The following is a 12,963-nucleotide window of genomic DNA, read 5'->3' on the forward strand; positions in this document are numbered from 1 at the left end:
GTGGTGATCAGCCGGCGGCCAGCTCGAGCGTGGTCCGCACCGGGACGCCGTTGGTGAGGTTGTCCGCGACCGGGCAGTGGGTCGAGACGGCCTCCTCGAGGCGGCGGTAGTCCGCGTCACTCTCCGGGCCGGTCAGGGTGACCTCGAGGTCGATGCCCCGGAAGCCCGGCCGCACGCCCTCGGCGGTGCCGAAGAAACCCCGCAGGTCGATGTCGCCGGAGAGCGCGACGTCCACTCCGTCCAGGCGCAGGCCCAGCTTCTCCGCCCACACCTGGTAGGTGATGACCGTGCAGGAGGCGAGCGCGCCGAGCAGGTGCTCGACGGGGTTGGCGCCGAGGTCGGTGCCACCGAGACCGGCCGGCTCGTCGATGGTGAAGGTGTGCTGGCGCGCCGAGAGGGTGACCTCCGTGGCGGTGCCGCGCACGAGGGCGCCGGTGACCGAGGTGGTCACCAGGTTCGGGTCGGTGGTGGTCTCGTCGATCGTCTGGCTCATGGCATGACTCTTTCGTCCAGGGCTCAGGTGAACCCGCGCTTGACGCGGCCGGTCGACCGCGTCCAGGTCCTCACCCGGGGCACCCCACCGAGGGTGGAGGGTTGCCGCCCAGCAAGCCGGGGCTTCGCGCTGGGACTCATGACCAAGACATAACGTCACATATTGCGACCCATAATGTCCAGTTATGTGTCTGACGGTCCGGCATCCGGACGCCGGGGGGTCAGCTCGACCGTGAAGAGCGGCAGGAAGAGCTGCGCGAGGGGCCCGATGGCGACGGCGTAGAGCACGGTGCCGACACCGACGACACCGCCGAGGAGCCACCCGACGGCGACCACGGAGACCTCGAGCCCGGTGCGCACCAGCCGGATCGAGCGCCCCGTCACCCGCGCCAGCCCGGTCATCAGGCCGTCACGCGGACCGGGACCGAACTGCGAGCCGATGTACATGCCCGTCGCGATGCCGTTGAGGACGACACCGCCGACCAGCAGCGCGATCCGCCACCCGAGGGCCTCCGGCGTCTGCAGGAGGGCGAGGACGACGTCCGCCGAGGGACCGATGAGCAGGGCATTGCCGATCGTGCCGACGCCCGGCTTCTGGCGCAGCGGGATCCAGGCCAGGAGGACGATCAGCGAGACCCCGATGACGATCGTCCCGAAGGTCAGCGGGAGGTGCTTCGAGACGCCGACGTGCAGGACGTCCCACGGGATCTGCCCGAGCGTGCCGCGGATGACCATCGCCATCGAGGCGCCGTAGAAGAAGAGCCCGACGAGCAGCAGCGGCAACCGGATGCCGAGCCGGCCCGCACGCAGCTGGGCGAGGGGGCCGATGTCGGCGAGCTGGCGGTTGCGCACGCGCGTCGGCGCCTGCGGGGACGACGGGTCGGAGAGCGGCATGCCCCCAGTCTCGCCCACGCCCCGGGGTGGGCGCTCAGGGCACGTCGTCGGGCCGGTCCGGGGGACGAGGCGCCGGGGCGCTGTGGAACCATCCCCGGCTGTGCACCGGGCAGTGGTCCTCGTCGTGGGCCCGGGCCCCGCTCAGGCCGCCCACGAGCACGCGGCTCGCCCAGCGGACACGACGGCGCAGGATGACCACGAGCAGCGCGAGCGAGAGGACCAGCGGCGGCCACAGCGGGCTCGGGCCGAAGTCGGGCGGGATCTCGTAACCGCCGTCCTCGAGGCCGGCGGCGCGCTCGAAGTGGTTGCGCGACAGGGGGAAGAGCAGGCTGTCGAGGTAGTACGCCGTCGGCAGCGCGAGGGGGCCACCGACCACCGTGCCGATGGCCCACTGGTCGACGTGCCGGGACTCGTGCCGCGCGATCGCCTCGACCAGGTCCGGGCGGGCGTTGGTGTCCGACCCGAACCGCACGTAGGACTCCTGGCCGGGCAGGGCGACGCCGGACGCGTCCAGCTGGCCGATCCAGCTGACGAAGACGTCCCCGACGACGCTTCCGCCGCCGTCCGGGGTCGGGGCCGGGGAGAAGGCCACCAGTACCGAGGAACCCGAGCAGTGCTCCATCCCGGCCGCCCGGGTGGCCACGAGCATGACTCCACCGATCGGCGCGTTCACCGCCGCGCGGGTCCTGGCCCACAGTCCCGGCGCCACATCCGGGGTCGGGGTCTCCGCCACCACCTCCTCCGCACCGGCGGCGAAGCGGACGCCGCAGTCCTCCAGCACCGCCATCTGCGTGCGCGCCGCGGCACCGACGAGCAGCAGCACCGCGAAGCCGGCGAGGGCGACGGTGCCGACCCGCTGGCGACGACGACAGGCGGTGCATGCCGCGGCGCGTCTGCGACGGCGACGGCGCGCCGGGGGCAGCAGCCACACGAGCCCGAGGAACCCGAAGCACAGCAGGAGCGCCGCGCCCCGGACCGACCGGAGCACCCGCGAGCGGGACGAGGAGCCCGCGACGTGTCTCCCGCCCTCCATGGCGTCTCCCCTTCATGAGGCCGCTCCCGACGGCGGCTGCTCATGAGATTACCCCGCCGGCGGGGGCCCCAACCGGAGCGCGAGGACCCTCGGCCGTCAGTCGCCGACGACCTTCTTGCCGCGGGCGACGACCTTCTTGTCCGGCGCGAAGACGACCGAGGTGTCCTTGTCCGCGTAGTCGAACTGGTTGAGGAAATAGCGCATCGCGTTGATCCGGCCACGCTTCTTGTCGTTGGACCTGATGACGATCCACGGGGCGTGCTTGGTGTCGGTCCGCTCGAACATCTCCTCCTTCGCCTCGGTGTAGGCCTCCCACTTGTCGAGGCTCTCCAGGTCCATGGGCGAGAGCTTCCACCGGCGCACCGGGTCGATCTGCCGGATGGCGAAGCGGGTGCGCTGCTCCTGCTGGGTCACCGAGAACCACAGCTTGGTGACGTGCACCCCGGCCTCGGCGAGCATCCGCTCGACCTTGGGCGCCTGGTCCATGAACTCCTCGTACTGCTCGTCCGTGCAGAAGCCCATGACCCGCTCCACGCCGGCACGGTTGTACCAGGAGCGGTCGAAGAGGACGATCTCGCCCCGCGTGGGCAGGTGCTGGATGTACCGCTGGAAGTACCACTGCCCCTCCTCGCGCTCGCTCGGGCGGGTCAGCGCCACGACCCGTGCCCCGCGGGGGTTGAGGTGCTCGGTGAAGCGCTTGATCGTGCCGCCCTTGCCGGCCGCGTCGCGCCCCTCGAAGAGGAGGACGAACCGGCGGCCGGTGTCCTGCGTCCAGTACTGGAACTTCAGCAGCTCGATCTGCAGCAGGTACTTCTCGACGTCGTAGTCGTTGCGCGTCATCAGCTCGTCGTAGGGGTAGTTCTCCCGCCAGGTCTCCACCGCCTTGCCGTTCGGTGCGATGAGCTGCGGGTCATCGCCCTGGTCGTCGCGCACCGTGTACCCCTCGGCCGTGAGCCGGTCGATGTACTCCCGGAGATTCTGCTGCATAGATGACCAATACCACGCGGGGATGTCGCGCGGGTGCCCGTGCACTCCCTCGGGTGACGCCGTGCAGCCCTGCTTCAATGGCGGCATGGAGCAGCACCGCAGGTACTGGCAGGACACCTACCTCTTCGAGGTCGACACCGAGGTCGTCGAGGTGCGCGAGGAGCCGGCCCCCGGCATCGCGGTGCGCGACGGCATCGTCCACCCGAAGGGGGGCGGCCAGCCCGACGACGTCGCCACCGTGGACGGGCGCCCGGCCACGGTGAGCAAGGACGACGTCGCTGTCTGGTTGCACCCGCAGGACATGCTCCCCGCCGTCGGGGACAAGGTGCACGTCGCGATCGACGCCGAGGTGCGCCGCCGTCACGCGGCCCTCCACTCCGCGGGGCACCTCCTCGACGCCTGCGTCGCTCCCCTCGGCTTCGTCAACATCGGGCTGAGCCACGCCCCGGGGCAGGCCTTCCTCCTCTACGACGTCGACGGCGGCACCCTCCCGGACGGCGAGGAGGCCAAGGCCGCCCTGATCGAGGCCGTCCTCGACCGCGCCCGCGAGCTCGTCGCCGCCGACCTGGCCTACGGCGCCGAGGTCGACGCGGAGGGGGTGCGCCGGGTGACGATCGAGGGCCTCCAGAGGGACCCGTGCGGTGGCACCCACGTGCGCAGCACGAGTGACCTCACCGGCATCGGGATCACGCGCGTGCGCACCAAGAAGGGCCAGCTCAAGCTGAGCTACACGGCCGAACACGCGTGACCCTGCCGCGTCCGGGCCGGCGGCGTCCGTGGCCGTCCCCGTTGATCGCGCGTGCGAGGGTGGAGGCATGAGGTGGCCCTTCGACAACACCTTCGTCCGTGACCTCGGCTGGCTCGGGGCGCGGGTCGACCCGGTCCCGGTGCGCGCTCCCGAGCTGCTCGCCCTCAACGATGACCTCGCCGTCGAGCTCGGCCTCGCCCCTGCCGGGCTCCGCTCCCCGGAGGGGGTGGCGGTCCTCGCGGGCAACGCCCTCGCCGAGGGCTCGGAGCCGATCGCCCAGGGCTACGCCGGGCACCAGTTCGGACAGCTCACCCCGGTGCTCGGCGACGGCCGCGCGCACCTGCTCGGCGAGGTCGTCGACACCCACGGCCGTCGCCGGGACATCGCGCTCAAGGGGTCGGGACGCACCCCCTTCTCCCGGGGCGGTGACGGGCGCGCGGTCACCGGCCCGGTGCTGCGGGAGTACCTCGTCTCGGAGTTCATGCACGCCGCCGGGGTCCCGACGACCCGGGCCCTGGCCGCCGTCGCGACCGGTGAGCAGGTCCTGCGCGGGCGTCCCCTCCCCGGAGCGGTCCTCACTCGCGTCGCCGCCTCGCACCTGCGGGTCGGCACCCTCGTCCTCCTCGCCACCCGGGGCAGCCGCGAGCAGCTCGCCGCCGCCGTCGAGCACGTCCGCGCCCGGCACTACCCCGAGCTGCCACCGCACGACCCGATGGCACTGCTGTCCGCGGTCGTCGAGCGCCAGGCCCGGCTCGTCGCGCAGTGGATGTCCCTCGGCTTCATCCACGGCGTGATGAACACCGACAACATGACCCTCTCCGGCGAGACGATCGACTACGGCCCCTGCGCCTTCCTCGACGCCTACGACCCGGAGACCTTTTTCAGCAGCGTGGACGCGATGGGCCGCTACCGCTACTCCGCGCAGCCGTCGATGGCGGTGTGGGGCCTTGCCCGCCTGGCCGAGTGCCTGCTGCCGCTGGCCGACGGCGAGCCGGATGCCCTCATGACCGAGGCGCAAGAGCGGGTCGAGGCCTTCGCGGGGATCCACGAGCAGGCGTGGTTGGACCGCTTCCGCATCAAGCTCGGGCTCGTCCGGGTGGGCAGCGAGGACCGCGAGCTCGTCGAGGACCTGCTGATGATCGCGAAGGCGGAGTCGCTGGACTTCACGGGCCTCTTCCGGGACCTGGCCCGGGTCCTGCGCCGGGAGCAGACCCCGACCCTGGACCGCGTCGAGGACACGTCGCGCTGGGAGGCGTGGCGGGAGCGGTGGCTGACCCGCCTCGAGGGGGAAGGCAAGCCGGTCCGGTCCAGCGCCGAGATCATGGACGAGACCAACCCTCTCTACATCCCGCGCAACCACCTCGTCGAGGAGGCCCTGGCCGCGGCGCACGCGGGGGACCTCACCCCCTTCGAGCAGCTCCTCGAGGTGCTCCGCTCCCCCTTCGTCGAGCAGGAGGGACGGGAGCGCTACGCCGAGCCCGCCGACCCCGCCTTCACCCGCGGCTACGTGACCTACTGCGGGACCTAGCCCCTCGAGTCGCCCGCCCAGGCGTCGAGGGCGTCCTGCACCGCCTCCTCGCTCATCGCGATGGGGGTACCGACGATCCACTGGTGCCCGAAGGGGTCCCGGAAGCGCCCCTGCCGCGAGCCGTAGGGCTGGTCGTCCACCGCGAACAGCACCTCGGCGCCATGGCCGACCGCTCGGGCGACGACGGCGTCCGGGTCGGCGCAGACGACATCGACGATGTGCCCGCCACCTCCCGCCGGCGGGCCGGGGTCGACCCCGTCGGCGTCCTTGACGTGCAGCTCGCCACCACCGGGGAGCAGCAGCCGGGCGAAGACGACCGCCGCGCCCATGACGTGGCGGACGTCCACCTCGGCGCCGAGCACCTCGCGGTAGAAGTCGATCGCCCGGTCGGCGCCGCCGGGGCCGTCGTCGACGACGAGCTTGGGGGACAGTCGCAACACGACCCCAGTGTGGCGCCGTTCCCAGTGGGAGGCCACCCCCTTCGCCCCGCCGGCGGGAGCCTCGCTGGCAGGCTGGCCCCATGGGCAAGAGGACGAGGACCGGTGGCGCCACCCCCGCGCTGCGGGTGCTGACGACAGCCGGCGTCGACTTCACCGAGCACCCCTACGAGCACGACCCGGCGGCGCAGTCCTACGGGCTGGAGGCGGCGGAGGCGATCGGGGTCGCGCCCGAGCGGGTGTACAAGACGCTCCTCGCGCAGACGGACCTGCCGGCGAACCACGGCCTCGTCGTCGGCATCGTCCCGGTGACCGGCCAGCTCGACCTCAAGGCGCTGGCGGCCGCGGTCGGCGCCAAGAAGGCCACCATGGCCGACCCCGCGCTCGCCGAGCGGACCACCGGGTACGTCGTCGGTGGGATCAGCCCGCTCGGCCAGAAGCGCGCCCTTCCCACGGTCGTCGACGAGTCGGCGCTGGCACACGGCACGGTCTTCGTCAGTGGCGGGCGACGCGGCCTCGACCTGGAGCTGCCCCCGTCGGACCTCGTGGCGCTCACCTCGGCCACTGTCGCCGACATCGTCAGGGCCTGACACCCCGGCGGGCCAGCGACGGCGATCAGGTGAGCGACGCCCGAGCCCGCCTCACCGCGTCGACGGCGGCGTCGACGGCGGCGTCGACATCGGCCGGCGTGGTCGACCAGTTGCTCATCGACGCCCTCAGCACCACGCGACCGTGCCAGCGGGACCCCGATATCCAGACGGCACCGTCGCGAAGGACTGCCTCGACCGTCCTCGAGGTCGTCTCGTCGTCCTCCAGCGCCGCAGTCACCTGCGTGAAGACGACGTCGTTGAGGACGGTCGCGCCTGGCACGTCGGCGAGCCCTGCGGCGAAGGCACGGGCACGATCGACGAGCCCATCGACGAGGTCCTCGACGCCCTGTCGCCCCAGGGCGCGCAGCACGGCCCACACAGGCACGGACCGAGCCCGGCGCGACATCTCCGGCACCTTCTCGTAGGGGTCCCCGGCCGCGTCGGTGATGAGGTACGGAGCCGGCTCGTGGCCCATGGCCGCACGCAGAGCCCGGGCATCACGCACGAGTGCGATGCCGCAGTCGTAGGGGACGTTGAGTGTCTTGTGGGCGTCGGTGGCCCAGGAGTCGGCGGCAGCCATGCCGGAGGTCAGGTGCCGGTGCGTCGACGAGGCCGCGGCGAAGAGTCCGAACGCGCCGTCGACGTGCACCCAGGCTCCCGCCTCGTGCGCCGCGGTCACCAGGTCCGTGAACGGGTCGAACGCTCCCGAGTGGATGTTGCCCGCCTGCAGGACCACGATCGTCGGGACCGCTGGAGCGTCCGCGAGCGCGGCCCGCAGGGCGTCGGGTCGCATCCGGCCCTCCTCGTCGGCCGCCACCGTGTCGGGCCGGCCCAACCCGAGGTAGCGCAGGGCGAGGTCCACACTCATGTGCGCCTCCTCCCCCGCGAGCACGCGCACGGCAGGGCCACCGGCGAGACCCCGTGCACCCACATCCCAGTCGCGAGCCCGCAGGAGCGAGTCCCTCGCGGCTGCGAGGCACGTGAAGTTGGCGGTGGTGGCCCCCGTCACGAATCCGACGCCCGCGTCATCCGGCAGGCCCAGGAGATCGAGGACCCACCGGGATGCGAGCTCCTCGACGGCCGAGGTTGCCGGGGTCACCTGTCGCATGCCGGCGTTCTGGTCCCAGGCGCTGACCAGCCAGTCGGCGGCCAGTGCCGCGGGGTGCGTGCCGCCGATGACGAATCCGAAGAAGCGGCCACTCGGCATCGCCGTCAGTCCGGGATCGCACGCGTGCTGGAGCTCCTCGATGACCTGCAGGGGCGTGCTCGGTCCCGCCGGCAGCTCCGTGGTGAGGGTCGCCAGCACCTCGTCGACGGTCGCACTCGCCGGGACCCGGCGCTCGGGGACGCTGTCGAGCCACGCCGCGGCGTGTTTCGCAGCCGCGTCGAGGGCCTCCCCCAGGCCGTCCCCGTCCATGGGTCAAGCATGACGCAGTTCGACGGAATCCGCCCGTGGGTAATTATCCGCGCCGAGGGCCCCGTGCCACGCCCCCCGCCGTCAGCGCAGGACGCGGACCCCGGCCACGCACTCCACCGGCAGGTCCCCGCCGTAGACGTGCGGGAAGAGCTCGGCAACTCCCGGCGCCGGCGGCTCCCTTCGCACCTCGAGTCCGTGCGCCGCGAGCGCGGGCTCGTCGAGGGTGAGCAGCAGCAGCGGCTCGGTGACGTCGGAGTAGAAGCGCTCGCGCACACCCGCGGTCTGCTCGGGAGTGCTGCAGTGCATGAACCCGACGTCCGCGATCAGCTGCCCCCGCGTCGAGACCGGGTAGCGGCCCGCCGCCTGCGCGGCCTGCCAGTCGGACTCGAGGGCGATGTGTTGGAGCGTCATGGGGACATGGTGCCCCTTCGGGACGGTCGCTGCGCGACCTCCTCAGGGGTCGGGGTGGGAGGTCGGGATGCGCCCTCGCAGAGACCGGACGGGGCTAGCCTGAGGACGTGGCGATGTCTGCGCGGGAGGACCAGAACCGGCGGCTGCTGCGCGCCCGGGACGCCATGGACCGGGACTACGCGAGGCCGCTGGACATCCCTTCGCTCGCCCGCGTCGCGCTGATGTCCCCGGCGCACTTCTCGCGGCAGTTCACCGCGACCTTTGGCGAGACCCCGCACCGCTACCTCCAGCGCCGGCGCATCGAGCGCGCGATGACCATGCTGCGCGACGGCGCCCGCTCCGTCACCGACATCGCCCTCGACATCGGCTACGACAGCCTCGGCACCTTCAGCCGGACCTTCCGCGAGATCACCGGGCGCTCACCGAGCGAGTTCCGCGCCGGTGGGGACGCGCTCGAGGTCCCCGGCTGCGTGGTCCGGCGGTGGACCAGACCGAGCAGTTTCGGAGAAGCGCCGGCCGGCCCGCGGCCCTAGGTTCGATCCATGTTCACCGGAATCAGCCACCACTCCGTCTACGTCCTCGACCAGGAGGAGGCGCTCGCCTTCTACTGCGGCACCCTCGGCTTCGAGGTCAGTGCCGATGTCGACCTGGGCTTCATGCGCTGGCTCACCATCGCGCTGCCCTCCCAGCCCGACCGCCACATCATGCTCGAGGTGCCGGGTCCTCCCTTCGTCGACGACGCGACCTCCGCCCAGCTGCGCGATCTGCTCACCAAGGGCGCGCTCGGCGCCGCGGCGATCCTCACGACCGACGACTGCCGGGCCACCTACGAGGCCATGCGGGCGAAGGGGGTGGAGTTCACCGAGGAGCCGACCGAGCGGCCGTACGGCATCGACTGCGCCCTGCGGGACCCCTTCGGCAACCACGTGCGCATCACCCAGCCCGCGACCGGCCCGGTGACCGCCGCGGACTTCGCGCAGGAGGGCACCGGTGCCTGAGCACTTGGCATGACAAACCCCGGCTTCGCAAGAGTCTGAAACTCTTGCGAAGCCGGGGTTTCTCGGGTCACCCGATAATCGAGGGGCAGGCAGGGTACGCCCTCAGATCTTCACGCCGATGTACTTCGTCTCGAGGAACTCGTCGATGCCGACGAACCCGCCCTCGCGGCCGACGCCGGACTCCTTGATCCCACCGAAGGGTGCGGCCGGGTTGGACACGACGCCCTGGTTCAGGCCGACCATCCCCGCCTCCAGCGCTCCACTGACCCGCAGACCGCGGTCCAGGCTCTGCGTGAAGACGTAGGAGATCAGGCCGAAGGGGGTGTCGTTGGCCAGTCGGATCGCCTCCTCCTCGGTGTCGAACTCCCCGATCGCCGCGACCGGACCGAAGATCTCGGTGCTCGCGAGGTCGGCCTCGGCGGGGACCCCGGTGAGGACGGTCGCGGGGTAGTAGTACCCCTCTCGGCTCGACGGCTCGCCACCGAGCTGCGCCGTCGCGCCCCGGGAGACGGCGTCGCGGACGAGCTCGTCGACCTTGTCGACCGCTCCCTGGTTGACGAGCGGCCCGACGACGACGCCGTCTTCGACACCGCGGCCCATCTGCAGCGCGGCCATCCGCTCGGTGAGCCGGCGGGAGAACTCCTCGGCCACCGGACGCTGGACGAGGATGCGGTTGGCGGCCGTGCAGGCCTGGCCGATGTTGCGCATCTTGGCCAGCATCGCGCCCTCGACCGCGACGTCGAGGTCGGCGTCCTCGAAGACGAGGAAGGGGGCATTGCCCCCGAGTTCCATCGACGTGCGCATCACCGTCTTCGCCGCGAGCTCGAGCAGGTGCTTGCCGACGGGGGTGGACCCGGTGAAGGAGATCTTGCGCGAGCGCGGGTCGAGGATGAGCGGCGTCATCACGTCGTCGGTCTTGCTCGTCGTCACGACGTTGACCACACCCTTGGGCATGCCGGCCCGCTCGAGGATCTCGACGAGGGCGAGCGTCGACAGCGGGGTCTGCGACGCGGGCTTGATCACCGAGGTGCACCCGGCGGCCATCGCCGGCCCGATCTTGCGGGTGCCCATCGCCATCGGGAAGTTCCACGGCGTGATGAGGATGCAGGGGCCGACCGGCTCCTTGGAGACGAGGAAGCGCGACCCCCCGGCCGGCGCCGTCATGAAACCACCGTCGATGCGCACGGCCTCCTCGGCGAACCAGCGGAAGAACTCGGCCGCGTACTTCACCTCGCCGCGGGCCTCGGCCAGGGGCTTGCCCATCTCGAGGGTCATGATCAGCGCGAGCCGCTCGCTCTCCTCGATGAGCAGGTCGTAGGCGCGAGAGAGGATCTCGCTGCGCTCCCGAGGTGCGGTCGCGGCCCAGCCGGGCTGCGCCGCGACGGCGGCGTCGAGGGCGGCGGAGGCCTCCTGCGGCGTCGCGTCGGCGACCTCGCACAGGACGGTGCCCGTCGAGGGGTCGTAGACCGGCAGGGTCGCGGCCGTGGGCCGCCACTCCCCGTCGATGAAGAGGCCGGTGGGCAGCGACTCGATGGCCTCCCGCTCGCGGTCCTGCGTGATCTGGCTGTCCTGCATCGATGGCTCCTTCATCAGCGTCCCTTGCCGTCGCCACCATCCTAGAAGTATTGTCAACAATCAGACAACCAACTTGGAGGTTCTCGATGACAGCGCTGTCCCCCCTGCTCAAGCAGGCCACCCCCGTGACCGTCGACCACGCACTCGGCTCCGAGGTGTTCGACTCCGACGGCCGCCGCTTCCTCGACTTCACCGCCGGCATCGGCGTCGTGAGCACGGGGCACTGCCACCCGAAGGTCGTCGCCGCCGCGCAGGAGCAGGTCGGCAAGCTCATCCACGGCCAGTACACCACCGTGATGCACAGGCCGCTCCAGCAACTGGTCGAGAAGCTCTCCTGCGTGCTCCCGGCCCACCTCGACTCGCTCTTCTTCGCCAACTCCGGCTCCGAGGCGCTCGAGGCCGCGCTGCGCCTGAGCCGCCAGGCGACCGGCCGGCCCAACGTCATCGTCTTCCACGGCGGCTTCCACGGCCGCACCGTGGCGACGGCGAGCATGACGACGTCCGGCACCCGCTTCTCGGCGGGCATCTCGCCGCTGATGGGCGGGGTGCACGTCGCCCCCTTCCCCACCGCCTACCGCTACGGGTGGAGCGAGGAGGAGGCGACCCGCTTCGCCCTGCAGGAGCTGGACTACATGTTCGCGACGCTCACCTCCCCGCAGGAGACCGCCGCCTTCATCGTCGAGCCGGTGCTGGGCGAAGGGGGGTACATCCCGGGCAACACCGCCTTCTTCCAGGGCCTGCGCGAGCGTGCCGACAAGCACGGCATCCTGTTGGTCATGGACGAGGTGCAGACGGGCTTCGGTCGCACGGGCGCGATGTTCGGGCACCAGCACTTCGGCGTGCAGCCGGACATCATGACGATGGCCAAGGGGATCGCCTCCGGCTTCCCGATCTCCGGCATCGCCGCCTCGCAGGACCTGATGGGCAAGGCCTGGCCCGGGTCGCAGGGCGGGACCTACGGAGCCAACGCCGTCGCCTGCGCCGCTGCCGTGGCGACCCTCGGGGTCATCGAGGAGGAGGGCCTGGTAGCCAACGCCGCCGAGCGCGGCACGCAGCTGCTCGAGGGGGCGAAGGCCGCCGCGATCGACGGCATCGGGGACGTGCGCGGACTCGGCCTGCTCGTCGGCAGCGAGTTCACCGCCGCCGACGGCAGCCCGGACAGTGCCCGAGCGGCGAAGGCGCAGCAGACCGCGGCGGGCAAGGGCCTGCTCATGCTCACCTGCGGCGCGCACATGAACGTCGTGCGGATGATCCCCCCGCTCGTCGTCACCGCCGAGCAGGTGGACGAGGCGCTGGGCATCTGGGCCGAGGTCCTGGCGGAGGTCTGAGATGGCAGCCAGGTACTTCACGATCACCCTCGAGTCGCGGGGCGTGACCTGCCGCGCACGGTTGCTCGACGACGAGGCCCCGCTGACCTGCGAGGCGGTGTGGCAGGCCCTGCCCGCGGGCAGCGACGCCTTCCACGCCAAGTACGCGCGCAACGAGGTCTACACCCTCATCCCGCGGATCACGGCGGCCCCGCACCGGGAGAACCCGACGATCACGCCGATCCCCGGTGACGTGTGCCTGTTCGACTTCGAGCCGTGGGAGATCGGCAACCCCGCGTACGGGTACGACCCGGGCTCGACGGCGCACGCGGAGCAGGGCGCGACCGACCTGGCGATCTTCTACGGACGCAACAACCTGCTCATCAACGGCGACATGGGCTGGGTGCCCGGGTCCGTCTTCGGCGCGATCGAGGAGGGCCTGCCCGAGATGGCAGCTGCCTGCAACGACCTGTGGCGCAACGGGTTCGCCGGCGAGCGGCTGCTCTTCGCCCGCGCCTGATCGCGTGCACGAAGAGGTCTCCTGGG

15 protein-coding genes and 1 riboswitch are annotated in these 12,963 nt (G+C 71.7%); of the genes, 7 read left to right on the plus strand and 8 right to left on the minus strand.

Translation table 11 applies throughout. From position 1 onward, the window contains the following. Positions 1 to 7: 7 nt before the first annotated feature. From PVE36_RS14890 to ppk2, 4 genes are all read right to left on the minus strand, one after another. Positions 8 to 493 carry an OsmC family protein gene (locus tag PVE36_RS14890; RefSeq protein ID WP_277453429.1) on the minus strand — a complete coding sequence of 162 codons (486 nt, stop codon included), beginning with the start codon at positions 491 to 493 and terminating at the stop codon, positions 8 to 10. Between the two features lie 30 nt (positions 494 to 523). After that, a riboswitch (SAM riboswitch) is annotated at positions 524 to 637 on the minus strand. 38 nt (positions 638 to 675) lie between these two features. Then, on the minus strand, positions 676 to 1,386 hold the full coding sequence (locus PVE36_RS14895; RefSeq protein ID WP_277453431.1) for a hypothetical protein: 711 nt from the start codon (positions 1,384 to 1,386) through the stop codon (positions 676 to 678). A 34-nt stretch (positions 1,387 to 1,420) separates the two neighbouring features. Further along, positions 1,421 to 2,419, minus strand: coding sequence for a hypothetical protein (locus PVE36_RS14900; protein WP_277453432.1), 999 nt, complete (start codon positions 2,417 to 2,419; stop codon positions 1,421 to 1,423). A gap of 96 nt (positions 2,420 to 2,515) precedes the next feature. Continuing rightward, complete coding sequence (gene ppk2 / locus PVE36_RS14905; RefSeq protein WP_277453433.1) at positions 2,516 to 3,406, minus strand: polyphosphate kinase 2; 891 nt, start codon at positions 3,404 to 3,406, stop codon at positions 2,516 to 2,518. A gap of 85 nt (positions 3,407 to 3,491) precedes the next feature. Here ppk2 and PVE36_RS14910 point away from each other — a divergent pair, with 85 nt between their 5' ends. Together PVE36_RS14910 and PVE36_RS14915 are read left to right on the plus strand one after the other, a co-directional pair. Beyond that, complete coding sequence (locus PVE36_RS14910) at positions 3,492 to 4,154, plus strand: hypothetical protein (RefSeq protein WP_277453434.1); 663 nt, start codon at positions 3,492 to 3,494, stop codon at positions 4,152 to 4,154. A gap of 67 nt (positions 4,155 to 4,221) precedes the next feature. Then, positions 4,222 to 5,682, plus strand: coding sequence for a protein adenylyltransferase SelO (locus PVE36_RS14915; RefSeq protein WP_277453435.1), 1,461 nt, complete (start codon positions 4,222 to 4,224; stop codon positions 5,680 to 5,682). On the opposite strand, the gene PVE36_RS14920 is transcribed toward PVE36_RS14915, so the two are convergent. Beyond that, on the minus strand, positions 5,679 to 6,122 hold the full coding sequence (locus PVE36_RS14920; protein WP_277453436.1) for a VOC family protein: 444 nt from the start codon (positions 6,120 to 6,122) through the stop codon (positions 5,679 to 5,681). The two genes, PVE36_RS14915 and PVE36_RS14920, sit on opposite strands and share 4 nt — an antisense overlap. Before the next feature lie 80 nt (positions 6,123 to 6,202). On the opposite strand from PVE36_RS14920, the gene ybaK reads away from it, so the two are divergent. Then, the gene (gene ybaK, locus PVE36_RS14925) at positions 6,203 to 6,709 is read left to right on the plus strand and encodes a Cys-tRNA(Pro) deacylase (protein WP_277453437.1); all 507 of its coding nucleotides are present in this window, start codon (positions 6,203 to 6,205) and stop codon (positions 6,707 to 6,709) included. Between the two features lie 25 nt (positions 6,710 to 6,734). Here the strand turns inward: ybaK and PVE36_RS14930 are convergent, their stop codons facing one another. Next, positions 6,735 to 8,126 (minus strand): aminotransferase class V-fold PLP-dependent enzyme, encoded by a 1,392-nt coding sequence (locus PVE36_RS14930; RefSeq protein ID WP_277453438.1) that lies wholly within the window; start codon positions 8,124 to 8,126, stop codon positions 6,735 to 6,737. Positions 8,127 to 8,207: 81 nt separating this feature from the next. Then, entirely contained in the window at positions 8,208 to 8,537 is a 330-nt protein-coding gene (locus PVE36_RS14935) for a DUF952 domain-containing protein (protein ID WP_277453439.1), read from the minus strand. Positions 8,538 to 8,650: 113 nt separating this feature from the next. On the opposite strand from PVE36_RS14935, the gene PVE36_RS14940 reads away from it, so the two are divergent. Continuing rightward, on the plus strand, positions 8,651 to 9,070 hold the full coding sequence (locus PVE36_RS14940) for a helix-turn-helix transcriptional regulator (protein ID WP_277455867.1): 420 nt from the start codon (positions 8,651 to 8,653) through the stop codon (positions 9,068 to 9,070). Between the two features lie 9 nt (positions 9,071 to 9,079). Further along, positions 9,080 to 9,535 carry a VOC family protein gene (locus PVE36_RS14945; RefSeq protein WP_277453441.1) on the plus strand — a complete coding sequence of 152 codons (456 nt, stop codon included), beginning with the start codon at positions 9,080 to 9,082 and terminating at the stop codon, positions 9,533 to 9,535. A gap of 102 nt (positions 9,536 to 9,637) precedes the next feature. Here PVE36_RS14945 and PVE36_RS14950 read toward each other — a convergent pair whose 3' ends face one another. After that, a complete protein-coding gene (locus PVE36_RS14950; protein WP_277453443.1) occupies positions 9,638 to 11,110 on the minus strand; it encodes an NAD-dependent succinate-semialdehyde dehydrogenase in 1,473 nt (490 codons plus the stop codon). 86 nt (positions 11,111 to 11,196) lie between these two features. Here PVE36_RS14950 and PVE36_RS14955 point away from each other — a divergent pair, with 86 nt between their 5' ends. Together PVE36_RS14955 and PVE36_RS14960 are read left to right on the plus strand one after the other, a co-directional pair. Continuing rightward, positions 11,197 to 12,438 carry an aminotransferase class III-fold pyridoxal phosphate-dependent enzyme gene (locus tag PVE36_RS14955; RefSeq protein ID WP_277453444.1) on the plus strand — a complete coding sequence of 414 codons (1,242 nt, stop codon included), beginning with the start codon at positions 11,197 to 11,199 and terminating at the stop codon, positions 12,436 to 12,438. Between the two features lies 1 nt (position 12,439). Beyond that, positions 12,440 to 12,937, plus strand: a complete 498-nt coding sequence (locus tag PVE36_RS14960) for a DUF3830 family protein (RefSeq protein ID WP_277453445.1) — start codon at positions 12,440 to 12,442, stop codon at positions 12,935 to 12,937. Positions 12,938 to 12,963: the final 26 nt, after the last annotated feature.

The organism is Janibacter sp. DB-40 (assembly GCF_029510815.1).
Classification (GTDB): domain Bacteria; phylum Actinomycetota; class Actinomycetes; order Actinomycetales; family Dermatophilaceae; genus Janibacter.

Excerpts from the sequence above, each read along its gene's own strand:
- PVE36_RS14935 (WP_277453439.1), bottom strand. The coding sequence starts at position 8,537 with ATGACGCTCCAACACATCGCCCTCGAGTCCGACTGGCAGGCCGCGCAG.
- PVE36_RS14900 (WP_277453432.1), bottom strand. The coding sequence starts at position 2,419 with ATGGAGGGCGGGAGACACGTCGCGGGCTCCTCGTCCCGCTCGCGGGTG.
- PVE36_RS14955 (WP_277453444.1), top strand. The coding sequence starts at position 11,197 with ATGACAGCGCTGTCCCCCCTGCTCAAGCAGGCCACCCCCGTGACCGTC.
- PVE36_RS14910 (WP_277453434.1), top strand. The coding sequence starts at position 3,492 with ATGGAGCAGCACCGCAGGTACTGGCAGGACACCTACCTCTTCGAGGTC.
- PVE36_RS14940 (WP_277455867.1), top strand. The coding sequence starts at position 8,651 with ATGTCTGCGCGGGAGGACCAGAACCGGCGGCTGCTGCGCGCCCGGGAC.
- PVE36_RS14915 (WP_277453435.1), top strand. The coding sequence starts at position 4,222 with ATGAGGTGGCCCTTCGACAACACCTTCGTCCGTGACCTCGGCTGGCTC.
- ybaK (WP_277453437.1), top strand. The coding sequence starts at position 6,203 with ATGGGCAAGAGGACGAGGACCGGTGGCGCCACCCCCGCGCTGCGGGTG.
- PVE36_RS14930 (WP_277453438.1), bottom strand. The coding sequence starts at position 8,126 with ATGGACGGGGACGGCCTGGGGGAGGCCCTCGACGCGGCTGCGAAACAC.
- PVE36_RS14960 (WP_277453445.1), top strand. The coding sequence starts at position 12,440 with ATGGCAGCCAGGTACTTCACGATCACCCTCGAGTCGCGGGGCGTGACC.
- PVE36_RS14895 (WP_277453431.1), bottom strand. The coding sequence starts at position 1,386 with ATGCCGCTCTCCGACCCGTCGTCCCCGCAGGCGCCGACGCGCGTGCGC.
- PVE36_RS14890 (WP_277453429.1), bottom strand. The coding sequence starts at position 493 with ATGAGCCAGACGATCGACGAGACCACCACCGACCCGAACCTGGTGACC.
- PVE36_RS14950 (WP_277453443.1), bottom strand. The coding sequence starts at position 11,110 with ATGCAGGACAGCCAGATCACGCAGGACCGCGAGCGGGAGGCCATCGAG.
- ppk2 (WP_277453433.1), bottom strand. The coding sequence starts at position 3,406 with ATGCAGCAGAATCTCCGGGAGTACATCGACCGGCTCACGGCCGAGGGG.
- PVE36_RS14945 (WP_277453441.1), top strand. The coding sequence starts at position 9,080 with ATGTTCACCGGAATCAGCCACCACTCCGTCTACGTCCTCGACCAGGAG.